This window comes from Pseudovibrio sp. WM33 (genome assembly GCF_001623165.1).
In the GTDB taxonomy this organism is placed as follows: domain Bacteria; phylum Pseudomonadota; class Alphaproteobacteria; order Rhizobiales; family Stappiaceae; genus Pseudovibrio.
This window is the reverse complement of sequence record NZ_LMCK01000024.1, coordinates 1-23,360: the sequence shown is the minus strand read 5'-3', so window position 1 is coordinate 23,360 and position 23,360 is coordinate 1. Positions and strand designations below refer to the sequence as shown.

The following is a 23,360-nucleotide window of genomic DNA, read 5'->3' as shown; positions in this document are numbered from 1 at the left end:
ATATATATTAACATAATAAAAATCAACAGGTTAATGAGTGTGTATTTGCAGGAAACTGCAGTTTTTATGTGACAAACAGGGATATGAGGCAGGAAAAGCATGAGGCATTTCACGAAATTCGCCGTTGTTGCGGCATCGCTTGCATTCACAGCGTCAGCGCAGGCCGCGAGCTACAAATTTGATCCGACCCATACCGAGGTTCGGTTTTACTACAATCATGCGGGACTGACAGAGCAGTCTGGTGAGTGGAAGGTTGTTGGCGGGGAAGTGGAGTTTGATCCGGCAAAGATTGAAGAAACGAAAGTCAGTGTGACTATTGATCCGGCAAGCGTGGATACGGGTGTTGAACCGCTGGATGAGCATCTGAAAGGCTCTGACTTCTTTGACGCGGAGAAATTTCCTGAGATCACGTTCGTTTCCACATCCGTCAAGCAAACCGGGGCTACAGCTGTGACATTGGTGGGGGACCTGACCATCAGGGACCAAAAGCATGCGGTGGAACTGGACTTTCAGCTCAAACACAATGGCCCGCATCCGCTGGGAAGCTACTTTGACTACTATCAGGGGCAGTGGATCGGTGTAGAGGGTAAGGGAGCGATTTTGCGCAGTGACTTTGGTGTTGGTAAGTTTGCGCCATTGACCAGCGATCGCGTGCGTCTTGAGATCTCTGCGGAGATGAGAGAGGGCGGCTGGTAAGGTCTCTGCTTTGCTGATGCAGGTTTGTATCGCCAGATGAGATCCAGGTGATGGAAAAAACAAAACCCCGACTGAGGCCAGCCGGGGTTTTATTGTGCCTAGATGAGAGGACTGCTTTTGAAAGGCGTCTCCTGATTTGAGCCGAAGCTCGTCTTATGGATACGCCATAGGTGCATTGGAGTTAAAGCAGTCCCTTCATAACTTAGACGGAGTAGTACATGTCGAACTCAACTGGGTGAGGGGTCATGTCTGTGCGCATGACTTCTTCCATCTTCAGTTCGATGTAGGCGTCGATCTGGTCGTCATCGAATACGCCGCCTGCTTTGAGGTATTCACGGTCTGCATCGAGGCATTCCAGAGCTTCACGCAGAGATGCTGCAACAGTTGGGATCTCGGAGAGTTCTTCTGCTGGCAGATCGTACAGGTTCTTATCCATTGCATCACCAGGATGGATCTTGTTCTTGATGCCATCAAGGCCAGCCATCAGCTGTGCAGCGAACGCCAGGTATGGGTTTGCGGAAGGATCCGGGAAGCGAACTTCTACACGCTTGCCTTTTGGAGAAGATGTGAATGGAATACGGCAGGATGCTGAACGGTTCTGGGAAGAGTATGCCAGAAGAACTGGAGCCTCATAGCCCGGTACCAGACGCTTGTAGGAGTTGGTGGACGCATTGGTGAATGCGTTCAGAGATTTCGCGTGCTTCAGGATACCGCCGATGAAGTACAGAGCATTCTCGGAAAGGTCAGCATACTGGCTGCCAGCAAAGGTTGGCTTGCCGTCTTCCCAGATGGAGAAGTGGCAGTGCATGCCGGTGCCGTTGTCGCCGAAGACTGGCTTAGGCATGAAGGTTGAGGACTTGCCATAAGCGTGTGCAACTTGGTGAACCACGTACTTGTAGATCTGCATGTGGTCAGCACAGGTTGTCAGGGTCTGGAACTGCATGCCGAGTTCGTGCTGAGCAGCTGCCACTTCGTGGTGGTGCTTTTCAACTTTAACGCCCATGTCAGACATGACGGTCAGCATTTCAGAGCGGATGTCCTGCGCGCTGTCAATTGGTGGTACCGGGAAGTAGCCGCCTTTTGTGCGTGGACGGTGACCGAGGTTACCAGACTCGTACTCGCTGTCCATGTTGGATGGCAGTTCGGAACAATCCAGCTTGAAGCCGGTGTTGTATGGGTCTGCTGCAAAGCGAACGTCGTCGAAGATGAAGAACTCAGCTTCTGGGCCAACAAATACGGTGTCGCCAGCGCCACATGCTTTTACATAGGCTTCTGCGCGCTTAGCTGTCATGCGTGGGTCACGGTTGTAACCTTCGCCTGTGCGTGGGTCGAGAACGTCACAGAAGATGGACATGGTGGACTGCGCGAAGAATGGGTCGATATGAGCTGTTTCCGGATCTGGCATCAGCATCATGTCGGATTCGTTGATTGCTTTCCAACCACCGATAGAAGAACCGTCAAATGCGACGCCCTCTGCGAACATGTCTTCGTTCACCTGGGAGATATCCATGGTGACGTGCTGCAGCTTGCCGCGCGGATCAGAAAAACGAAGATCTACGAACTTTACGTCTTTTTCCTGGATTTCTTTCAAGACATCAGCGGAGGTTGTCATAACTTCCTATTCCTCTTATTAAAATCGCCAGTGGCGCAGTGTTGTAAACTGGAAGACCAAGTGTGTGGGGTCGTTGCCCCTAAATCATTCAGTCTTCGTGATTTTCGAGTGGTACTCAGAGTTAAACGGCGTCTTCGCCTGTCTCTCCGGTACGAATACGGATTGCTTCTTCGATGCTGGAGACAAAAATCTTGCCATCACCAATGCGGCCGGTCTGTGCGGCGTCGCGAATGGCTTCTACAGCTTTTTCTACAAGATCATCGTTGAGTACGATTTCCACCTTAACCTTTGGCAGGAAGTCCACCACGTACTCGGCGCCACGATAGAGTTCTGTATGACCCTTCTGGCGGCCAAATCCTTTTGCCTCGGTAACGGTGATCCCCTGAAGACCAACCTCCTGAAGTGCTTCTTTCACTTCATCCAGTTTGAACGGCTTAATGATCGCCTCAATTTTCTTCATGGTCTTCACACTCTCAGTTCGTCTTGTATCTGCGTGCGCTGCTGATCTGGCATGCTCTTAAAAATGATCAGCGCGTGTGCAGAAAGTTCGCGATTCAAAACTTACGGAAATATGAATGCAGAAACCGTGCCAGTTTTGAAATTTTCTTAAAAAGCCGCGAAAGCGGGCAGTTTTCTCCCTTAATAATAATGGGAAACTGCATCTGAAATATATCTGGTGCACAAACACTGCGCATAATGGTTAAAAAATAGGCAGTGCACCTTTTGTTCATCTCGCCTGAAACTAGGTGTTGGTTCCTTGTGCAAGGCAGGGTTATGGTTGCTATGGAAAAAGCTGTTGCAGATTTTGCGCGTTCCTATGGAAGCTGACAGTCAGTTTTTGGCATGCGCTTGAAGGAGCGAGTGATGAGGTTGGTTTCTCTCGACCATGTCGTGCTTACCGTTCATGATGTTGAACGTACCAGTCGGTTTTATCAGGATGTGCTGGGTATGGAGGAGATCATATTCGGAGGCGGGCGGAGGGCCCTGCATTTTGGGCAGCAGAAGATCAACCTTCAGCCCATCGATGTGGATCATACTCCGATCGCGCAGGAACAGGTGCCGGGGACCGCAGATCTCTGCTTTCTGGTTGAGAGTCTGGATTCGGCCATTGCGCGGCTGAGTGCTGCCGCCGTGACGATTGTGGAGGGGCCTGTGTTCCGCACAGGTGCCAGTTCGCCGATCCTGTCTGTCTACATTCGCGACCCTGACGGCAACCTGATTGAGCTTTCCCAGCCTCAGGATGTGGTGATTGCCAGTGATGAGCGGGAGGCTGCCAGGAATGTGAAGAAGAAGCCGCCAAAGTCCAATCGCTAGGCGTGTTGCCCAGCTCTGATCGTATGAAGCTAGCTTTTATTCTATGCAGATTTGGAGCTGGTTTGCTGCATGATGTAGTCGAGGACTTTTTTCGCTTCGTCCGGTTGCAGGAGCGGATCCTGTAAAAACTGGCTTTGCTGCATGTCGTCCAGACTGCTTCTCTTCTTCGGATCTATCTGCATGGAATTGTTGACGAAGCGGGCGTACGCAGACTCGTAACTCTCGTTGTAATAACCGGGCTCGCCAGCCAGATCAGGATCATCTGTTGGCGTGAGGGCTTTCTCCGGGCTGTTTTCTTCGCCGGTTTGGGATTTTGAGTTGCTCAGTTTGCGCACAACATGGAGAGCAAATGCATAAGGGCTGTCGCAATCCGGCGCGCCCAGAAGATTGGCTTCACCTTCACCGCCGCCGTATACCATCTGGCCAACGGCATAGCCGTCCTGTTTATCGTCCAGGCGGTCACGATCCTCTGCGTCTTTGAAGGCGGCGGCGATGGCTTCCGGGCTGGAATATTCCGGGGTGCCGAAGTCCAGTGGATCTTCTCCAATGGTGCCTGCAAAACCAAAATCAGCGATCTTGAGAGATTGGCTGTTCTTGTCGAACAGGATGTTGCCCCCTTTGATGTCATTGTGACTGATGCCTGCCGCGTTGACATGCTTCAGACCGTCAATCGCTTCATTCGCCATGAATTGTAAGGCGCCCCAATATTGAGAGTGACTGAGCTTGTTCTCTTGGAGGAGTTCTTCGGCGCCTTCGAAAAGGTCACCTGCTTCACAGCCTTCCACGTATTCCATAGCAAGGCCGGTTTCACCGTCGATCTCGTGTATTCCGTAGCACTGTACAACGTTCTTGTGCGGGCCTGCGGCCATCAGCTTCCCGTAGATCTGGGCTTCTTTTTGCAGGGCGTCTTTGCCTTTTTGCGACCGTGCGGTCTTGAATGCGATGGACTTTCCGCTTTTCTCGTCCGTGTACAAGCTCACTTCCCCGAAAGATCCTGCGCCCAGTCGTTTGGCTCGTTTGAGATTGTCGGAGGGGAGAGCCATTGTTGCTTGTGCTTCCGTGCTCTCGTCCTCCTCGGAGAGGCTTGGCTCGTCGACGCTGCTGACTGTGAACCTGTTGGTGGGGGAAGCTGTGGGTGTTGGTGGTTGCTCCAACTCATCTTCTGAGGGGCTGTCCTCGCCCACATTGCTGACTTCAAACCGGTTTGCGGCGGGCTGAGGTTGTTCCGGCTCTGTGTCGCTCTCTTCATCCTCTGAGAAGCTTGGTTCGTTGACGCTGTTGACTGTGAACCTGTTGGCAGGGGAAGGTTTGGGTGTTGGTGGTTGCTCCAGCTCGTCATCGCTCTCCTCGTCTTCTGAGGAGCTGATTTCTTCGACGTCGCTGACGGTGAACCGGCTGCTGGTGGCCATGTGGGGATGGTCGAAATCTGGTTCTGTCTGGCCGTCCTCTACCGAACTTTCACTCAGGCCCAGCAGGGTAATGACATTGTCTGCCCACGCGCTGATCTGGGCATCCTGAGTTGATGGATCATTCGACGGGTTCTGAAGAGGGCGAGGCGACTTTGTCATGTTACAGGTCTTGAGCTGTTTGCGATCGTTTGCTCACTCCACTGTAAACAGAGGCGATGTTGTTAAGGTGTATCGAAATGGAGAGATGTGATTAAAATGTCCCTGAAGGGGCGCAACAAAAAAGCCGACCACGAGGCCGGCTTTCTGATGGTTATCATTGCAAGGAGCAGATCAGGTTTGTTGCATGAGAGCTGCGAGTTCTGCCTTGTGGTCTTCTTCCATCTTGGTCATGAGGCCTGAGATCACCTGACGGGCTTCGTCTGGCTGACACAAAGGGTCAGAGATGAAGTTGGTTTTCAGGAGCTCTTCTGCGGTGCCACGCACATCGATGTCCAGCAGGGTTGAGATATTGACGAACTCAACATGAGCGATTTCGCCGCCCTTGCCGAAATGGCCCGGTGTGCCTGCAACGGCTGGGTCATCGGCCTGATTGAGCGCCTGATACTCAATGGTCTCACCGCGACGCTCGATATCTCGAAGTTTGGAATGCAATGCAAAGCCAAGTGCGGCAGGATCTCCAGTATTTTGTGCACCAAATAAATTCTCGGCATGTTCGCCTGCGCGGTAGGTCATCTGACCAACGGCAAAGGTGTCCTGCTTCTCATTGGCGCGTGGTTTGTCTCCATCTTTGTGTGGAAGAGACAAAAGAGCTTCCGGAGTGCCAATAGTGACAGGATCAATGCCGATTTTTGCTGCGCTGCCAAAGTCGACGATTTTAATCGCCTGACTTTCCTTGTCATAAAGGAGGTTGCCGCCCTTTATGTCGCTGTGGCTGATGCCTGCCTGAGCCAGATGGTGCACGCCGCTCAGAACATCGCGCATAATGAACTGCACGGTGCCCCAGTACTGGGAGTGGCTGAGCTTGTTGTCTGTGTACAGCTTTTCGGCAGTGGTGAAGAGCTTGCCTGCTTCGTAGCCTTCTACATGCTCAAGGGCGAGGCCTTGTACGCCCTGGACTTCCACGATGCCCATGCTTTTGACGATATTATCGTGAGGACCGATCTGGGCAATTTTGCCGTAGACCTGTGCCTCTTGTTGCAGGGCCTGCCAACCGGCTTCGGTGCTTGCGACTTTAAATGCGAAGGACTTGCCGTCCTGATTGACAAGATAGACTTCACCATTGGCCCCAGCACCAAGGCGTTTGGCGTTTTGCTCAAGCGCGGTGCGGTCTGCTTCAAAAGGGGCGGTAGCCTCCTGCGTTACACTTTCTGAACTGGTTTGGCTCGGTGGCTTTATCCGGTTTGCAAGCGTTTCAGTTGAAGCGGTGTCGAGGGGCTTTGTGTTACTTGTTGTTGGCGGTGTTGAGCCCTTTGGTGTCTCAACAGACACGCCGCGCGCTTCCAACGTCTCTGATTTTTTTGGCGCAGAGTTTTGTTGTGCACTTACGTCGTTCTGGAGTTGGCTCTGATCAACTGGAGTATGCTTGGGAGAGTTGACGGAATGCATGGATGAGAGACCTTTACAGGCGAATAGACGTCGTGCTCCAGTCCGGTTCTACGGCTTTGGAGGTTTGGGTGGATTTCGTTTCAGAAAGCCGTGCGCATACCTGCTCGCGAATTTGCATCAGGTTGACCAGTGTGTTCTCCAGTGCAAGGCCATCTGTGAACCGGAGTGTGGCCTGAGCATTCAGTTGCAAGTCACCAGATTGAGACAGGCCGAGGAAAGCTCCACGTAGGAGATCCACATCCTGATTGAGCTCCAAAGCCGCCTTCAGTGTGTTTTTATCTTCTGCAAGAAGGAGGCTGGTGATTATATAAATGAGATCAGAGCTTTCATTGAGTTCGACCGACCAACGGCTTCCGTTTGCTTCTTCAATAAGAAATAGTCCAGTATCAGGCTGGGTGGTCATACCCAGACGTCGTGCGAAAGCAGTCATTAGCTGGTCGTAGTGGGCTCGTCTCTCGTGCATGTTTTCGTAGTTTTCCCGAAGTGGTGCGCTGGTATCAACATTTACTCAGGAAGTGCCTCTTAAATCTGTGCCTTTTAGCACTAGCTTATGTTTTGTGAATTTTCGTGATCGAAAAAACGTCGCGGCAACTGGGTAATGATGGACCAAAGTCTTAGGGATAGTGGGTCATAAATTTCTCAAAGCCTGATGGATAGGGAATTGGAGAGCTTTATGCATGAGTTGTTGACACCATTGCAGATGAAGAAGGCAGATCGCCTGACCATCGAGGGTGGCTTTCCCGGTATTGTGTTGATGCATAATGCGGGCAAAGCTGTGTTTGAAGTGATGCGCCAGATCCTGCATCCTTATTCGCGGGTTCTTGTGTTTTGCGGCCCCGGAAACAATGGAGGAGACGGCTTTGTTATTGCGCAGCTTGCGGACAATGAAGGCTTTAATGTTTCTGTCGGGCTGGTGTGTGATCCGGAAACTCTCGAAGGCGATGCGGAGCTTGCCTATGACGAGATGGATCTTGATTTAACTTCAATGGATAACATGCGGGCTGCGCTGGAAGAGCTGGGTGAGGACGACGTTATTGTTGATGCCTTGTTTGGTGCGGGCCTCTCTCGACCTCTGGATGATGAAGTTCTGGCGCTTGTGCAGCACATCAATGACAGTCCGGCGCAATGTGTCGCAGTTGATCTGCCCTCCGGTGTGAGTGGCCGCAGTGGCGCTGTGCTGGGTGAGGCTGTGCATGCGGATATGACGGTGACGTTTTTTCGCGCCAAGCCGGGGCACTACCTTTATCCGGGCCGGGGGCATTGCGGTGAGATTGTTATTGAGCAGATCGGGCTGGAGGATTCTGTCTTAGAGAAGGTTGGACCAACAGCTTTTTACAACTGCGATAAAATTTGGGGAGATCTTCCTGATCAGCCGGCGGTGGCAGGGCATAAATATAACAGGGGGCACACTGTTGTTGTGAGTGGTCCCAAGTTTGCCACCGGTGCGAGCCGTCTTGCGGCGTTGGCTGCACAGCGGGCGGGGAGCGGGCTTGTGACTGTGGTGGCGCGGGAGCAGGCGGCTCTGGTCCATGCAGCGCATCTGACGAGTATCATGATCCGCCCGGCTGAGCGTATTGCCGACTTTGAACGTATTTTGGAAGACGAGCGGCTCAACTCCGTGGTGATCGGACCGGCAGCCGGTATTGGCCGTGAGACGCAGGAGCGGGTTGCTGAGTGCCTTTCCGGAGAGCGCGGTGTGGTTCTGGATGCGGATGCGCTTATGTCCTTTGAGGAAAACCCGGAGCACTTGTTTGCCTATATTGCGGATTCTGACTGCGCTGGGCGTGTTGTGCTGACACCTCATGAGGGCGAGTTCCGTCGATTGTTTCCTGATTTGTATGATCCCACTTCCACAGATTGCAAAGTGGAACGCACCAAGAAGGCAGCGAAACAGGCTGGTGCTGTGGTTGTGCTGAAGGGGGCGGACACGGTGATTGCAGACCCTGAAGGTCATGTGTCCATCAATGCCAGTGGCACGCCCTGGCTTGCAACAGCAGGGTCTGGTGACGTGCTGGCGGGTGTGATTGCCGGATATCTGGCGCAAGGACTTGGTGGCTATGAGGCCGCTGCGAAAGGTGTTTGGGTGCATGGCCGGGCCGCTGAAATTGCCGGAGCCGGACTTATTGCGGAAGATCTGGTTTCGCATATCCCGGATGTGCTCACCGAGCTGGTTCAATTTTTGGGTGATTTTTAAAGCTTCCCCGCCCAAGGGATGGGTTTACCCTCTGAGATATCTGGTGGGAATCATCAATATTTGTGATAATTAATCTACGAAACGTCATGCGTATCATTTAGTGAGACAAGTAATGCGATAGGCAGACGAGAGAAGGGGGAGGGTTGCGCGTAAAACGTGTGATCGTCTTCGCCTTCGGGACGATATTACGGATATTCTTATGAGCAAGACGACACAGCACTCTGCAGCACTCCGCCAGATCATCGAGGCGCTGGCACCGTTTAAAGACCATGATGCTAAAATGCAGGTCTCGACGGTTTTGACATTGCTTGAAATTGCCGTTCATCAGGAGGAGGGGGTGACGATCCATCCTCATGGCCTTCAAAAGAAGATTGGTTACCAATCAGGAACCGCGACCCGCAACATCTATTACTGGTGCGAAGGGCACAAGGATGTGCGTGGCGGACATAACTATGCCCGTGTTGAGGCGGATAAAACGGATGGTCGCCGCCGGGAGTTGTATCTGACCGAAAAAGGCGCGGCTTTTATGCAGCGGGTTCTGACGCCACTTTGTGAGTGAGTGGAGAGGCTTGCTGACTGGCAATGCACGAGCCAGAAAAGAAAAAGGATGTGATGCGATCTCCTGCTTGAGAAATTAGCCCCGGATTGTCGTAATGCACAGTTTCATAGGTAGAAATGGCGTGGAAAACCGAGAACTGGGCATAAACAGCGTATTAGGTGGTTGACTTCTCTTAGGTTCCCATTTAGCTACCCCTCCAACGCGGCTGTGGCGAAATTGGTAGACGCACTAGATTTAGGTTCTAGCGGGAGACCGTGGGGGTTCGAGTCCCTCCAGCCGCACCATATCCCCGGTGATACGGTGCATAAATAAACGACCGTAGCTTATCGGAAACGGAAAAGTTGAGGGCGTTGTCGAGGTTCGGTTTATGCTCACCTTTTCGTCAGGCGGATAAGAGCTGAGGGATTTTCTCCCGAAGCGTTTTCCCCCCTTCGAAATTGGTGTTATGTTTACCGTGCTGGGACAAACCATATTGGTTTGTCGGTACGCGTCCTAAATCAAGGACGAAGCAAAGACCATGCAGGTATCAGAAACCCTGGCCGAGGGCCTAAAGCGCGAACTCAAAGTCGTTATCCCGGCGACGGATCTGGCGACCCGCCTCGATGAATATCTTAATGACATGAAGTCAAAGGTAAACATTAACGGCTTCCGTCCGGGTAAAGTTCCAGTTTCTCATCTCAAGAAAGTTCATGGCCGTCAGGCAATGGGTGAGCTGATCGGTAACCTGATCAACGAAACCACTGCTAAGACCATTGAAGAGCGCAAAGAAAAGCCAGCTCTTCAGCCAGAAATCGATCTTTCTGACGATGATGCTGAGAAAGTTTTGGCTGGTGAAGCAGATCTCGCTTACACCATCTCCTATGAAGTTCTGCCTCAGTTCGACATCGTAGATTTCTCTGCGATTGAACTTGAACGCCCAATCGTTGAAATTTCCGAAGACGAAGTTGACGAGCAGGTTAAGCAGATCGCAGAAAGCAACCGTCCATTTGAAGCGCGCGAAGAAGGTGCTGCTGCTGAAGACGGTGACCGCGTTACCATGCATTACCTCGGCAAGCTTGACGGCGAGCCATTTGAAGGTGGTGAAGATGAGAACGGTCAGCTGGTTCTGGGTTCTGGTCAGTTCATTCCTGGTTTTGAAGAGCAGATCGTTGGCCTGAAAATCGGTGACAAAAAAGTCATCGACGTGACCTTCCCTGAAGAATACGGCGCAGCAAACCTTGCTGGTCGCGCAGTTACCTTCGACATCGACGTTAAAGGCATTGAAGCTGCTGGCGAAGTTTCCATTGATGATGAAATGGCAACCAAGCTGGGTCTTGAATCCCTTGAGAAGCTGAAAGAAATCGTTCGTGGCCAGATTGAAAGCCAGTTCGGTGCAGCTACCCGTCAGAAAGTAAAGCGCGCTCTGCTGGACAAGCTGGACGAAGAGTACTCCTTCGAGCTGCCTGAAAAACTTCTGGAAACAGAATTTGACGGTGTTTGGAAGCAGGTTGAAGCTGACATGCAGCAGTCCGGTAAAACCTTCGAAGACGAAGAAACAACCGAAGACGAAGCTAAAGCTGAATACCGCAAGATCTCTGAGCGTCGCGTACGTCTCGGTCTGGTTCTTTCTGAAGTTGGTGAGCAGAACAAAGTTCAGGTTACCGACGAAGAAGTTCAGAAGGCTCTGTTCGACCGCGTTCGTCAGTTCCCAGGTCAGGAACAGCAGGTGTTCGAATTCTACAAGAACAACGAACAGGCTCTCGCTTCCCTGCGTGCCCCAATCTACGAAGAGAAGGTTGTGGACTACATTCTGGAACTCGCGAAAGTTTCCGACAAAGTTGTGTCCAAAGAAGAGCTGATGGCTCAGGACGAAGACGAAGCATAATTGTTGGGATTACCCAAGAATTTCGGAAAGGGGGCCTTGTGCCCCCTTTTTCTTTTTTGACATCTTGAATTTTGAGGTGGAAAGCCGAAATATCTGAAGCCGTCTTAAGTGCATAGGCCCAATGTGGTCTTTAAGCTCCCTTATAATTGGGATAAGACTATCGGGTCTTATGGAAACACTCCATAAACCTTGTGGCTTTACCTTTTGGCAAGTGCCTTTAAGACAAGGGCGACATCCCGTGGGTGGGCGTGGCGCTTTTTTCGACATAAGTTTCTTGCAGGCTTACCGGAATGCCGGATAAGTTACCGAGCTTTACGAAGCTTTCTGCATATTTAAAATGGATGACGCATGACCGATCCTGTTGAGTATTTCACGAACAGCCTGGTGCCAATGGTTGTAGAGCAAACCAACCGGGGTGAGCGGGCCTATGATATCTTCTCAAGGTTGTTGAAGGAACGTATTATCTTCCTGACCGGTCCTGTGGAAGATACTGTGGCTACACTGGTGTGTTCCCAGTTGCTTTATCTGGAAGCGGAAAACCCGAACAAAGAAATTGCACTTTATATCAATTCCCCGGGTGGTGTTGTGACCAGTGGTCTTGCTATTTATGACACTATGCAGTTTATCCGTCCGAAGATTTCAACTCTTTGTATCGGTCAGGCTGCAAGCATGGGTTCCCTGCTTTTGGCTGCTGGTGAAAAGGGTATGCGCTTTTCTTTGCCAAACAGCCGCGTCATGGTTCACCAGCCTTCCGGTGGTTTCCGCGGGCAGGCGGCAGACATTATGCTGCATGCACAGGAAATTCTGAAGCTGAAGCGTCGCCTCAATGAGATCTATGTTTCTCATACAGGTCAGACTCTTGACGCTGTTGAAGAAGCGCTTGAACGTGATAACTTTATGAGTGCAGATGCGGCGAAAGAGTTCGGTCTGATTGATAACGTTATCGAAAATCGCGAGAGCTTGAACGTTATCGAACCAGCTTAAAGCCGGTTTTATAAAGTAACTCGCGCGCAAGTTTTTTTAACAGGGAATGAACTTTGCGTGCGAGGCTTAAAGGAATGTTGATTATTGCGAGCCAAATATCGCATAAGAGAATGGCTATTAGTGATTTCCAAAGCTTCCCTCTGGAAGCGGAACACAAAACGCGATAAGTCAGTAGAACGTCGCGGCGAAAGTATCGCTGTCGAACTAAGAATTCTAACAGGGGCTGTGTCCCTTGAAACGATGCGGGGTTATATCTCATGAGCAAAGCCAGCGGCAGCGACAGCAAGAATACGCTTTACTGCTCGTTTTGCGGAAAAAGCCAGCATGAGGTCCGTAAGCTGATTGCGGGTCCGACCGTATTCATCTGCGATGAGTGCGTCGAACTCTGCATGGACATTATTCGCGAAGAAAACAAATCTTCGCTTGTGAAGTCTCGTGATGGGATTCCGACACCTCAGGAAATTCGTGGTGTTCTTGATGATTACGTGATTGGTCAGGGCCGAGCCAAAAAGGTTCTGTCTGTAGCGGTTCATAACCACTACAAGCGCCTGAATCATGCTTCCAAGAACAACGATGTTGAACTTGCTAAGTCCAACATCCTTCTGGTTGGTCCTACCGGATGTGGTAAAACCCATCTGGCACAAACGCTCGCCCGAATTCTGGATGTTCCGTTTACGATGGCTGACGCAACCACGCTGACTGAAGCGGGTTACGTTGGTGAAGACGTTGAAAACATTATTCTGAAGCTGCTTCAGTCCGCAGACTACAATGTTGAGCGTGCGCAGCGCGGTATTGTCTACATCGATGAGGTGGACAAAATTACCCGTAAGGCAGAAAACCCATCCATCACCCGTGACGTTTCTGGTGAAGGTGTTCAGCAGGCACTGCTGAAGATCATGGAAGGGACTGTTGCCTCTGTTCCGCCGCAAGGTGGTCGTAAGCATCCGCAGCAGGAATTCCTGCAGGTAGATACAACAAACATTTTGTTTATCTGCGGTGGTGCATTTGCTGGTCTGGACAAGATCATTTCTGACCGTGGTCGCAAAACCTCTATCGGCTTTGCTGCTTCTGTGCTTGCACCTGAAGATCGCAAGACCGGCGAGTTGTTCTCAGAGCTTGAGCCTGAAGATCTGCTGAAGTTTGGTCTTATTCCTGAGTTTGTTGGCCGTTTGCCGGTTATTGCAACTCTTGAAGATCTGGATGAAGACGCTTTGGTGTCCATCTTGAGTGAACCTAAGAATGCGCTTGTTGCGCAGTACCAGCGTTTGTTCGAAATGGAAAACGTAGAGCTGACTTTCCATGAGGACGCTCTGAAGGCAGTTGCCCGACGTGCGATTGAACGTAAGACCGGTGCTCGCGGACTGCGTTCTATTCTGGAAGCAATTCTGCTGGAAACCATGTACGAGCTTCCTGGCCTTAAGGGTGTGAAGGAAGTTGTGATTTCCGGTGAGGTGGTCGACGGCGATGCGCGTCCTTTGTACATTTACGAGGATCGTGCGGAGAATTCAGCAACCAGCGCGTAAGGCGATGGGGACTGATGAGCCAGTAGGCTTCGCTCACGGGTATTGAGTTTAATTTGGGCGGTAACTTCTTGAAAAAAGTGCCGCCCATTTTTTGTCTCATGTGTCTAGCATGATGATGCGTATGAGTGTTCTGCGTAAACGCGAACCAAGACCGGGAAGGATGGTGTTCCAGCTTAAGTGTGAGGACGATCAAACGGTGTTATACGCTCCTAATAACAGGAAAAAAGCTTATAATATCAACAGATCGCTGAAAGACTTGGAAGCGGAGTGCTTGACACTTGGAGGCGGTGTCTCCACCTAATAGGTCTAGTTCGCAGCTTGGCGAATTTGTTTGTGCCCGTTTTGGGGCGAGTGAATTCGGCCCTCGAAATTCTACGAGTGCCCTAAGGGCCTTAGTCGATTTTTATGTTGCGCTTTTTCGTAGCTTTCGTTGGAAAGCTGCAATTTGAAAGGAATAGAGATGGCTGACAATGAAATGCGCCCGGAAGAAGAGACAGAAAACTCTGTTTTTCCTGTTCTCCCACTGCGCAACATCGTCGTATTCCCTCATATGATCGTGCCGCTGTTTGTAGGGCGCGAGAAATCGATCCGTGCTCTGGAAGAGGTGATGGAGTCTGATAAGCAGATTTTGCTTGCGACCCAGATGAACGAGGCGGATGACGATCCGGATACCGATCAGATTTACAAAGTCGGTACCCTTGCAACAGTTTTGCAGCTGCTGAAGCTGCCAGATAACACCGTAAAGGTTTTGGTTGAAGGCGGTGCACGTGCCGAAATCGGCAAGTTCACTGATCGCGAAGACCTTTATGAAGCAGAAGCCGTTATTCTTGATGAAGCTGGCGGTGACGAGGTTGAGGTCGAGGCTCTTGGCCGTTCAGTGATTTCCGAGTTCGAGAACTACGTGAAGCTGAACAAAAAGGTGTCTCCTGAGGTTCTCGGCGCTGTTAATCAGATTGACGACTTCTCGAAGCTTGCTGATACCATTGCATCTCACCTTGCTGTGAAGATCCAGGACAAGCAGGAACTGCTTGGCACTGTGGCTGTCACCGACCGCCTTGAGAAGGTGCTGGGCATGATGGAGAGCGAGATCTCCGTTCTGCAGGTGGAAAAGCGCATCCGCTCCCGCGTGAAGCGTCAGATGGAGAAAACCCAGCGCGAGTACTATTTGAATGAGCAGATGAAGGCCATTCAGAAGGAACTCGGCGATGGTGAAGATGGCCGTGATGAACTTGCTGAGCTGGAAGAGCGCGTTGCGAAGACGAAGCTGTCCAAGGAAGCTCGCGAGAAGGCGAATGCTGAGCTGAAGAAGCTCAAGCAGATGAGCCCGATGTCTGCGGAAGCGACTGTGGTTCGCAACTACCTTGACTGGCTGATCGGCATTCCGTGGAGCAGGAAGTCCAAGGTTAAGCATGACCTGACGCTTGCTGAGAAGGTTCTAGATACCGACCACTTTGGCCTTGAGAAGGTCAAGGAACGCATTGTGGAGTACCTTGCAGTGCAGAAGCGCGCGAACAAGCTGCGCGGCCCTATCCTGTGTCTTGTTGGCCCTCCAGGCGTTGGTAAAACGTCTCTTGGTAAATCTATCGCGAAAGCAACCGGACGTGAATTTGTACGCATGTCTCTTGGTGGCGTGCGTGATGAGGCTGAAATTCGCGGTCACCGCCGCACTTACATCGGTTCCATGCCGGGTAAAGTTATTCAGTCCATGAAGAAAGCGAAGAAGTCCAACCCGCTGTTCCTGCTCGATGAGATCGACAAGATGGGCATGGATTTCCGTGGCGATCCGTCTTCCGCTCTGCTTGAGGTTCTTGACCCAGAGCAGAACGGTAGCTTCATGGATCACTACCTCGAAGTGGAATACGATCTGTCCGACGTCATGTTTGTGACCACAGCCAATACGCTGAACATTCCGGGTCCACTGATGGACCGTATGGAGGTCATCCGTATTGCTGGTTACACTGAAGATGAGAAGATCGAGATCTGCCGTCGTCACCTGTTGCCAAAGGCTGTGAAGAACCATGGTCTGAAGGATGGTGAGTTTGAAGTGTCTGATGGCGCTTTGCAGAAGACCATCCGTCTTTACACCCGTGAAGCTGGTGTGCGTAACCTTGAGCGTGAGATGAGCACTCTGGCCCGTAAGGCTGTGAAGGACATTCTGGTCAACGACAAGAAGACCATCAAAGTGGATGAAGAGCTGATTGAGGAATACCTCGGTGTGCCTCGCTTCCGCTTCGGTCAGGTTGAAGATGAAGATCAGGTTGGTGTTGTCACCGGTCTGGCATGGACTGAAGTGGGCGGCGAGTTGCTGACCATTGAAGGTGTCATGATGCCAGGTAAGGGCAAGATGACCGTAACCGGCAACCTGCGTGATGTGATGAAAGAGTCCATCTCCGCTGCTGCCTCTTACGTTCGCTCCCGTTCAGAAGACTTCGGCATTGAGCCTCCGCTCTTCGAAAAGCGCGAACTGCACGTTCACGTTCCAGAAGGGGCTACTCCAAAAGATGGTCCATCTGCTGGTATCGCCATGGCGACAACTGTTATCTCCGTGATGACCGGTATTCCGGTTCGTCGTGATGTGGCGATGACGGGTGAGATCACACTGCGTGGCCGCGTGCTGCCAATCGGTGGTCTGAAAGAGAAGCTTCTGGCTGCTCTGCGTGGCGGCATTAAGAAGGTTATGATCCCTGCGGATAACGCAAAGGATTTAGCTGATATTCCTGACAATGTGAAAAACGAATTGGAAATTATTCCAGTCGCTCGCATGGACGAAGTGCTTGAACATGCTCTTGTTCGTATGCCTGAAGCCATCGAATGGAGCGAAGAGGAAGAAAAGTCCAACTCCGAAGCATTGGTCAAAGATGACAAGGGTTCTGGGGTCGTTGCTCACTGAACCAGAGCGTCTGCTTGTGGATACAAAAGCCTCGGACAAGTTCCGAGGCTTTTTTTGGTTGATACTACACAGAAAATGGCCGTTTTCTGCGGTTCGCGGCTTGATTTGAACGCAATTTCGCACGAATGTCCGATTCAGGAGTGCAGCGCGAATCTAAAGCATTCCCCACGTTATTTTAGAAAGGGACAGTCATGAACAAGAATGATCTGATCGGGGCCGTTGCGGAAAAAACTGGCTTGACCAAAGCACAGGCAGGCGAAGCAGTAGAAGCATCTTTCGAAGCAATCACTGAAACCCTGAAGAGCGGCGATGAAGTTCGGATCATCGGATTTGGCAACTTTTCAGTTTCCGCTCGTGCAGCAACTGAAGGCCGTAATCCACGTACAGGTGAGACCATTCAGATTCCGGCTTCCAAGACGCCGAAATTTAAAGCTGGTAAAGGCCTGAAGGACGCGGTCAACGCCTAATTGGGCTTGTTCGTTTTGGGTTTAAAAGTCCCTGTTGTTCATTGGAGCAGTAGGGGCTTTTTTTATGCGCTCAATTCTGATGGGTTGCCGGTTTTTCGCTGTGACGACAAGCCTTTGTTTAATCAGGTAATTCACAGGGTGGATGGCTGCTCCAAGTTTTTTGCTGGTAATGTCGTTTTTTTCAATCTCAGGCCTTGCCAAGGGTAGGGAGGGCGGCTAAATAGCTCCCCACGCCACACGGCGTACCACCCTCGCGGGGGCGATTAGCTCAGTTGGTAGAGCGCTTCGTTTACACCGAAGATGTCGGGAGTTCGAGTCTCTCATCGCCCACCATTCTCTTTCAGAGGATGTTCAACGCTCCAGGATGGGCGATTAGCTCAGTTGGTAGAGCGCTTCGTTTACACCGAAGATGTCGGGAGTTCGAGTCTCTCATCGCCCACCATTCCTCTCAGAGGATTTCAAGTCTCCCGGATTTCCGCGGAGGCTTTTTTGTTGTCCGCACTCCTGAAAATTACCAAGAACGGTGCTGTTAAGCTTAAGACGGCGTTTCGGCAATTGGTTTCTCAAGGCTGTAGGGCAGGGTGCTAATCTGAGCAAAAACCAAAGGGTGATCTCAGGACCTTATAGCTAAGCTTGCTGCAATAGCCTGTGGAGCTTATTGCGGAGTGTGCTCTCATTTCGTCAACTTTTTGAGAGCTGCTTTGCCCTTAAATGAGTGAAATCCTAGTGTTCGGTTGGAAACAATCGTTTAGGACTTGCTCAAGAGCCGTTATTGCGCTGCTAAGTGTGCCGTAGATAACAGCTTGCATGACTGAGATCGTTTTTAACTCCGCGTGGCAATCAAGTATAACTACGTGGAGGCATGCGCCGTATGAGTGGTTCAAGTCATAAGCACCCTATCTGTCCGCCACTTGTGTGGCACACTCTGGTCACCATCCTTCTGGCAGGCATCGTTGCAGATGTGAGCTGGGAGATCTGGGCGCGCTATATCACGCCGTTCTGGGTTGGTGGTCCACTACAGCCAGCTGCACTTGTGCAGTCGGTCTTTGGTTTCAGAAGCCTTTTCTGGGCTGAAGTTATTCACGCCGTGGTTGGCGTCGTCTTCTATCCTATCGGATACCTCTATATTGCTCGTCCTCTGGCACGTGTGATCATTCCGCCGCTGCCATGGTGGGTTGTTGGTCTTTGCTATGGCGTTGGTCTTTGGGTGTTCGCGCTTTACATCATGGCGCACATCTTTGCTGGTCTTCCACCGTTCCTCGGCTTCATTCAGCTGACATGGGCGTCTCTGGTTGGTCACATGATCTTTGGCTTCATGACAGCCCTGATCGTGCGTATTCGCCACGGTTGGTGAGCTTCTTAAAGCTTTGATACAAAATAAAAGGCAGCTTCCCTGGGGAGGCTGCCTTTTTTGCTTTCGTTGGGCTGTATCTATTAGAAAGTCAGGTCTTGTGCTGGCTTTGAAGAGATTTGGAACGCACCCTTGCGGTTTTCAATCGCATCCTTGATTGGTTTGCTGCTGTAAAACACGAGGCGTATGCCACTCACGGTGTCTTCTCCAAAGACCTCCAGGCTGTGGTAGTCATTGCAGTTGTCTGACAGCTGGCGCAGCGCTTCTGCGTTGGATGGTTTCTCCAGAGCCTCCTTCAGGAGCTCGCCACTGTTGTTGACGTAAGTAATGCGGCAGGCTTTATCCTGTGTGGCAGTCATGTTCTCAAAGTGCGTGAGCACCGGGTAAGCATCCAGTAGCTTGCCCATGATAGCAGCGCGGGGAGCTGGGTTTTTGAAGCTGACTTCACGTTGCAGGCCGTAGATGTTTTCATCCTGAGTAAGCACGCTTACGGTTTCAGAGAGAGTGTCTTTCTCCAGTGAGCATACAGTCTTCGTTTCATCAGCTACGCACGCCTGATACCCGACTTTTTCCAGCAGGCCTTGCACGTCATGCTCAAAGCGCTCAACGGTCAGACCGTGAATTGACGGGAGGTTGGCCGGATCAAGAGCAAGGGGTTTGGAGGAGGTTACTGCGATCTGTGTTTCGTTCTTTGGTGACACGTTCGGAGTGGCATTCACGACCTGAGCGTTGTTGGTTGTGTTTGTGCCGGGCGTAACAGGTATTGTGATGTTGATTTGCTGTGATGGAGCGGCTGTTGCAACTGGTGCTGCTATAACCGGCGTTGGGGCAATGACCGCCACAGGTGCTGGTGTGGAGGTTACGACAGGTGTTGGCGCTGCTGGCTGTTGTGGTGTTGTCAGCTCATAAAGCTTGGCAATTTGTCTGTTATCGAGCTTGCCATTTGCATAAGCGCCGATGGAAATTTGAAACTGGCGTATGGCGTTGCGCGTGCGGCGGCCTGAAACGCCGTCTGGTGTTCCAGTATCAAAGCCCAGCATGTTCAGGCGCAACTGGATGTCCTGTGTCTCTGCTGAAAAGTTAGTTCTTTTCCGTGTTGTTTGTTTCTGGGTCTGGGGTGGCGCATTCTTTTTGGCGCCATTTACAATAGCGCTACCAATAATGCCTGCGCCAAAGCCGAAGATGAAATCCTCAGAGCCTGCACGAGCGGTGGTGGCGCTGACTGCTAAAGAGAGGCAGAGAGCGGATGTAAGCTTTGTCATTTTGCGCATTTTGTTGCCTTGCACACATAAAAAATCAAAGGAAAGGCGGGAAAGGCCCACTTGCAGCAAATTTATCTCAAACTCTAAAAAATGTAAGTTGAAATAAATTAAGTGTTTCACTCTTAAGTTGAGAGATTTTATTGCTGATATCTCGGAGATATCGGTCATAATTGAAGCGTATCTGCTGTTTTATGTCGGCTTGCGGTGAATGCATTTCATGTTAGTGAGTGCGTTTCAGGCAATGATTTAAGGTATCGGACCTTAGAAATGATGCTGGAGCTGAAATCTGAGGTTTGGCTGATGTAGAAAAGGCAGCTTCCGATGGGAGGCTGCCTTTTCTGTCTTGAGATTCTTGATCTGTTTTGATGGATCGGGGTTGAGTTACTTCACACCCCAGATGGACAGCTTGACCTGTTGGTTTTCGCCGATGAGGGCTACGACGAAGTTTGCATCGTAGTTGTGGATAGGATGAAACTCAGCTAAGGCTACGTCGTAGTATTTGCCGTTGATGCGGCCTGAGGCGTCTTTGTCATAAGTGGTTCCGGCGTGATCCCACAGGTGGACTTCCATTCGCTGCTTGCCACGGTTTTTCGGGTTTCGTTTGCAGAAGGTGTCAAAGCCCAGGTGGCTGCTGACCAGATATTTGCCATTGCTGATCACTTCTACGGCGACTTCCTTTGCGACGCCTCCGCTGCCCTGAAACTCACGCTCAGCTCTTCGGCGGAGGTACTGGGTGCCGTCGGTTCCAATATCCCATTCGATTAGCTTGCCACGCCCATGGCGTTCTTTATGTATGGTCTGACCTAAGCATCGATGCCCTGTTTTGAACTCGCTGGGGCCTTTGCTTGTTGATAGGGTGATCCATCGGCCATTGGGAGTGCCATCGGCAGCAGTAATTGCGGCTTTCTGGATTTGGCCCATGCTTACAAGTGTTGGGCCGCGTTCGATCACAGATGCGTTCTGACGTTTGCGAAGGCGAGTAACTCGCAGTTTTCCATCATCGTCACGGAAGGCGAGAAGGTTTGCAGTTCCATCGCTCGGGGCAAGTTGGTCCGCAGAGCCAGCAAACTCATAAATGCCGCGACGGTCGAGTGCTTTCTCCGTCGGGATGTCTTCTGCTTGCTTCAATTTGAAGGCTTGTGCAAACAAGGTGCCGTTCTTTCGTTGAGCGACGACCATAGCAGCAGAGCCAGAACTTGCAGAGGTTACTTCTGTAACTTCCGGGCCGGAGCGAAAGCCACGATATGTGATGGTCCCGTTTCCTGTGATCTTCCAAAGCATGACCCGCAACTTATTATCTGCATCGATGATCGGTGTAATGAAGTGGGTGTTGTCGATCTTTGCAATGGATACGCTGCGAGCTTTGCCCCGGTCGATAAAATCTTTTGGTATTTCAACATTGGACTGCCATGTAGAGATGACGAGGTTATCTGCTGAATCTGATGCGACGAGGATGTACCCCAGATGTCCATTGGCATCATAGCTTGCTGCTTCGATTTCTTTGGCGAGGAACGAAACGGAGTATGACGCTGCTGTATATGAGACGTCAGGTTTAAATTCTTTGAGCTTGTATAGCTTCTCAGAAAGGGCGGGGGTGGTGATCAGGCACAGTGCGGCCAGCAGCAGAGCCAGTGCTTTTACTCTCAACATTTTGGAGCTCCCAAAAGGACAAATTTGCGGGTGAGCAGAAATGCATTTTTGAGGCTACTTTAACTGTGTATGCAGCAGGAATAATCTCTCGGTTGTGGGGAGGTAATCCTTAGGATGGAGCTTGGGGTGATCTGCTGTATTGGCCTCGGGAGGTATGAGGCCAATACAAAAGAGGATGGTGTTCAGAACTTCAGCTCATCTGCGGCTTCGGATTTGGTTTGGAAGATACCAGTTTGCTCTTCCTCTGCTTGTTGAATGGGGTGGCCGTCGTAGAGAGTGATACGCATGGATTTGAGGTTGCGGTTGCCTTCCAGTTCGATGGCGTAGAAGTTGCGGCAGTTTTCGGTGAGCGTCAGAAGCGTTTCAGGGTCGGATGGGTTGGCTTCTGTTGGTGCTAACAAGCTGCTGCCATCGCCTGCGTATTGCTCCAAGCAGGTTTTAGAGCTGGACGTTGCCATCCTTTTGAAGCGGGTGAGGTTTGGGTAGGCCTCTGCTAGCTTTGTGAGGACTGCAGACCTTGGGGCGGCGGTCTTGAATGTTACAGTGCGGCTCACTCCATAGATGACGTTTCCGACCTTATTGACGCTGACAGTTTCTTCAAGGTTTTTGGTGGCTTTCTTGCAGATGGTCAGTCCGGTTGTCTCTACACACTCTTCATAGCCTTCTGTTTTTAAAAAAAACGCGGTTTCGTCACTGCGCATGCCAGTGATCAGCCCGTAAATGTTGGGTGGATTTTTAGGGTCCAGAGCAAGCTTGTTTTCTTTTGGGATTCTGACCGTTGCTTTTTCTGCCTCAGAGTACCCGCCGGGATTGGATTGGGGCAGAGGTGGTTGAGTTGGTGTTGGCTGCGCCTGATCAATCTGGGTCTTCTGATAGCGCTTCTTTTGCGTGCGGGTGTAAAGCTCTTCTAATTGAGACTGTGTGAGCCGCCCAGTTGCCACATAACCGAGGGTGCTTTGAAACCTGCCTATTGCGCGCAAGGTGCGCTTACCAGCTACGCCGTCAGGGAAACCGGCGTTGTAGCCCAGCAAGTTCAGACGATACTGGACGTCTTTCAACTGAATGCGGCTGAGAGCTACTGTTTGTTGAGTTGGGATGCGGGGAATGCTGCGCGCCTGTTGCGATTGAGCGGTGACGACATGCGGGGTTGGTTGTTGAGCTGCGGTGTGATCGATGATCGTGTTTCCGATCGCTCTTACACCGAGCCCGATGATGACGTCTCCTGTATCAGCCTGGGTGGATGAGGGGATTGCGACAGCTGTTGTTGCTGCAAGAGCAAGCGCTTTGAAAAATGTGCCCATAAAACCGGTCCTTGAAATGAATTGGACTGTCGACTTTTTTGTATTTTGATTGAGATGATTGTTCCTGAGTTTATCGCAGGAGCCGCCCCAAGCTAAGTAGAATTACGAGATTTGACTTTTTTGAGGCGGTTTTCAAATTTTCATTGATGGCGAATAAGATATTTTTCAGGGCTAGCCAAAAAGTCCTTGAGTCCAGAAGGGGATAAAATGGGTGATATGCAGTCCTGTTTTCCACATCTGAACGCATTTCGAGGCCGATTTTCACAGTGAAAACAAGTTATTCAGGAAAAACTCGCAAAGTCGATCCAACTTCGCTTGACTTGGACCCGCCCCCGCCGTAAATCAGCGCCACCAACAACGACACAACGTTGCTGACCCAAGCGGGTGTAGCTCAGTTGGTTAGAGTGCCGGCCTGTCACGCCGGAGGTCGCGGGTTCGAGTCCCGTCACTCGCGCCACTTTTCCTTAGGAAGAGTGGTGCAGGAAAGCAAAGTGTTGTTGAAGGTAGTTTGGATTGAGCGGGTGTAGCTCAGTTGGTTAGAGTGCCGGCCTGTCACGCCGGAGGTCGCGGGTTCGAGTCCCGTCACTCGCGCCACTTCCCTTGGGAAGAGGTGTTCAGTCCGAGCAAACTGTTATAGCTGCGGGTGTAGCTCAGTTGGTTAGAGTGCCGGCCTGTCACG

Annotated in this window: 18 protein-coding genes and 5 tRNA genes; 15 read left to right on the top strand and 8 right to left on the bottom strand. The window is 51.2% G+C overall.

Going from position 1 to position 23,360, the window contains the following annotated elements:
* The first annotated feature begins 99 nt into the window (after positions 1 to 99).
* Positions 100 to 696, top strand: coding sequence for a YceI family protein (locus PsWM33_RS06455; RefSeq protein ID WP_063299611.1), 597 nt, complete (start codon positions 100 to 102; stop codon positions 694 to 696).
* A 202-nt stretch (positions 697 to 898) separates the two neighbouring features.
* On the opposite strand, the gene glnA is transcribed toward PsWM33_RS06455, so the two are convergent.
* Positions 899 to 2,308: a type I glutamate--ammonia ligase gene (glnA, locus tag PsWM33_RS06450; protein ID WP_063299610.1), complete on the bottom strand. Its 1,410-nt coding sequence runs from the start codon at positions 2,306 to 2,308 to the stop codon at positions 899 to 901.
* 121 nt (positions 2,309 to 2,429) lie between these two features.
* Positions 2,430 to 2,768, bottom strand: coding sequence for a P-II family nitrogen regulator (locus tag PsWM33_RS06445; RefSeq protein WP_057461792.1), 339 nt, complete (start codon positions 2,766 to 2,768; stop codon positions 2,430 to 2,432).
* Positions 2,769 to 3,172: 404 nt separating this feature from the next.
* Here PsWM33_RS06445 and PsWM33_RS06440 point away from each other — a divergent pair, with 404 nt between their 5' ends.
* On the top strand, positions 3,173 to 3,622 hold the full coding sequence (locus tag PsWM33_RS06440) for a VOC family protein (RefSeq protein WP_063292442.1): 450 nt from the start codon (positions 3,173 to 3,175) through the stop codon (positions 3,620 to 3,622).
* A gap of 41 nt (positions 3,623 to 3,663) precedes the next feature.
* Here the strand turns inward: PsWM33_RS06440 and PsWM33_RS06435 are convergent, their stop codons facing one another.
* The 3 genes from PsWM33_RS06435 to PsWM33_RS06425 form a co-directional block, all read right to left on the bottom strand.
* Positions 3,664 to 5,190, bottom strand: coding sequence for a protein kinase domain-containing protein (locus PsWM33_RS06435; RefSeq protein ID WP_063299609.1), 1,527 nt, complete (start codon positions 5,188 to 5,190; stop codon positions 3,664 to 3,666).
* Between the two features lie 171 nt (positions 5,191 to 5,361).
* Positions 5,362 to 6,636 carry a protein kinase domain-containing protein gene (locus tag PsWM33_RS06430; protein ID WP_063299608.1) on the bottom strand — a complete coding sequence of 425 codons (1,275 nt, stop codon included), beginning with the start codon at positions 6,634 to 6,636 and terminating at the stop codon, positions 5,362 to 5,364.
* 13 nt (positions 6,637 to 6,649) lie between these two features.
* Positions 6,650 to 7,099, bottom strand: a complete 450-nt coding sequence (locus PsWM33_RS06425) for a type III secretion system chaperone (RefSeq protein ID WP_208994420.1) — start codon at positions 7,097 to 7,099, stop codon at positions 6,650 to 6,652.
* Positions 7,100 to 7,309: 210 nt separating this feature from the next.
* On the opposite strand from PsWM33_RS06425, the gene PsWM33_RS06420 reads away from it, so the two are divergent.
* The 11 genes from PsWM33_RS06420 (at position 7,310) to PsWM33_RS06360 (ending at position 18,471) form a co-directional block, all read left to right on the top strand.
* Complete coding sequence (locus PsWM33_RS06420) at positions 7,310 to 8,830, top strand: NAD(P)H-hydrate dehydratase (RefSeq protein ID WP_244276658.1); 1,521 nt, start codon at positions 7,310 to 7,312, stop codon at positions 8,828 to 8,830.
* Positions 8,831 to 9,029: 199 nt separating this feature from the next.
* Positions 9,030 to 9,389, top strand: coding sequence for a hypothetical protein (locus PsWM33_RS06415; RefSeq protein ID WP_063289035.1), 360 nt, complete (start codon positions 9,030 to 9,032; stop codon positions 9,387 to 9,389).
* A 201-nt stretch (positions 9,390 to 9,590) separates the two neighbouring features.
* Positions 9,591 to 9,673, top strand: a tRNA-Leu gene (locus tag PsWM33_RS06410).
* A gap of 233 nt (positions 9,674 to 9,906) precedes the next feature.
* Positions 9,907 to 11,253 carry a trigger factor gene (tig, locus tag PsWM33_RS06405; protein ID WP_063292446.1) on the top strand — a complete coding sequence of 449 codons (1,347 nt, stop codon included), beginning with the start codon at positions 9,907 to 9,909 and terminating at the stop codon, positions 11,251 to 11,253.
* Positions 11,254 to 11,601: 348 nt separating this feature from the next.
* A complete protein-coding gene (clpP, locus tag PsWM33_RS06400; RefSeq protein WP_063289033.1) occupies positions 11,602 to 12,237 on the top strand; it encodes an ATP-dependent Clp endopeptidase proteolytic subunit ClpP in 636 nt (211 codons plus the stop codon).
* A gap of 257 nt (positions 12,238 to 12,494) precedes the next feature.
* Entirely contained in the window at positions 12,495 to 13,760 is a 1,266-nt protein-coding gene (gene clpX / locus PsWM33_RS06395; protein ID WP_057461785.1) for an ATP-dependent Clp protease ATP-binding subunit ClpX, read from the top strand.
* A gap of 460 nt (positions 13,761 to 14,220) precedes the next feature.
* Entirely contained in the window at positions 14,221 to 16,650 is a 2,430-nt protein-coding gene (lon, locus tag PsWM33_RS06385; RefSeq protein ID WP_063297428.1) for an endopeptidase La, read from the top strand.
* 191 nt (positions 16,651 to 16,841) lie between these two features.
* Positions 16,842 to 17,117 carry an HU family DNA-binding protein gene (locus PsWM33_RS06380; RefSeq protein ID WP_008546789.1) on the top strand — a complete coding sequence of 92 codons (276 nt, stop codon included), beginning with the start codon at positions 16,842 to 16,844 and terminating at the stop codon, positions 17,115 to 17,117.
* A gap of 257 nt (positions 17,118 to 17,374) precedes the next feature.
* Positions 17,375 to 17,450 (top strand) — tRNA-Val (locus tag PsWM33_RS06370).
* A 33-nt stretch (positions 17,451 to 17,483) separates the two neighbouring features.
* Positions 17,484 to 17,559, top strand: a tRNA-Val gene (locus tag PsWM33_RS06365).
* Positions 17,560 to 17,988: 429 nt separating this feature from the next.
* Positions 17,989 to 18,471: a hypothetical protein gene (locus PsWM33_RS06360; RefSeq protein WP_057461782.1), complete on the top strand. Its 483-nt coding sequence runs from the start codon at positions 17,989 to 17,991 to the stop codon at positions 18,469 to 18,471.
* A gap of 80 nt (positions 18,472 to 18,551) precedes the next feature.
* On the opposite strand, the gene PsWM33_RS28620 is transcribed toward PsWM33_RS06360, so the two are convergent.
* The 3 genes from PsWM33_RS28620 to PsWM33_RS06345 form a co-directional block, all read right to left on the bottom strand.
* On the bottom strand, positions 18,552 to 19,730 hold the full coding sequence (locus tag PsWM33_RS28620; RefSeq protein WP_342585901.1) for a peptidoglycan-binding protein: 1,179 nt from the start codon (positions 19,728 to 19,730) through the stop codon (positions 18,552 to 18,554).
* A 381-nt stretch (positions 19,731 to 20,111) separates the two neighbouring features.
* Positions 20,112 to 21,380 carry a hypothetical protein gene (locus PsWM33_RS06350; RefSeq protein ID WP_063299603.1) on the bottom strand — a complete coding sequence of 423 codons (1,269 nt, stop codon included), beginning with the start codon at positions 21,378 to 21,380 and terminating at the stop codon, positions 20,112 to 20,114.
* 182 nt (positions 21,381 to 21,562) lie between these two features.
* Positions 21,563 to 22,681, bottom strand: a complete 1,119-nt coding sequence (locus PsWM33_RS06345; protein WP_063299602.1) for a peptidoglycan-binding domain-containing protein — start codon at positions 22,679 to 22,681, stop codon at positions 21,563 to 21,565.
* Between the two features lie 380 nt (positions 22,682 to 23,061).
* Here PsWM33_RS06345 and PsWM33_RS06340 point away from each other — a divergent pair.
* Together PsWM33_RS06340 and PsWM33_RS06335 are read left to right on the top strand one after the other, a co-directional pair.
* Positions 23,062 to 23,138 (top strand) — tRNA-Asp (locus PsWM33_RS06340).
* Between the two features lie 60 nt (positions 23,139 to 23,198).
* Positions 23,199 to 23,275, top strand: a tRNA-Asp gene (locus PsWM33_RS06335).
* Positions 23,276 to 23,360: the final 85 nt, after the last annotated feature.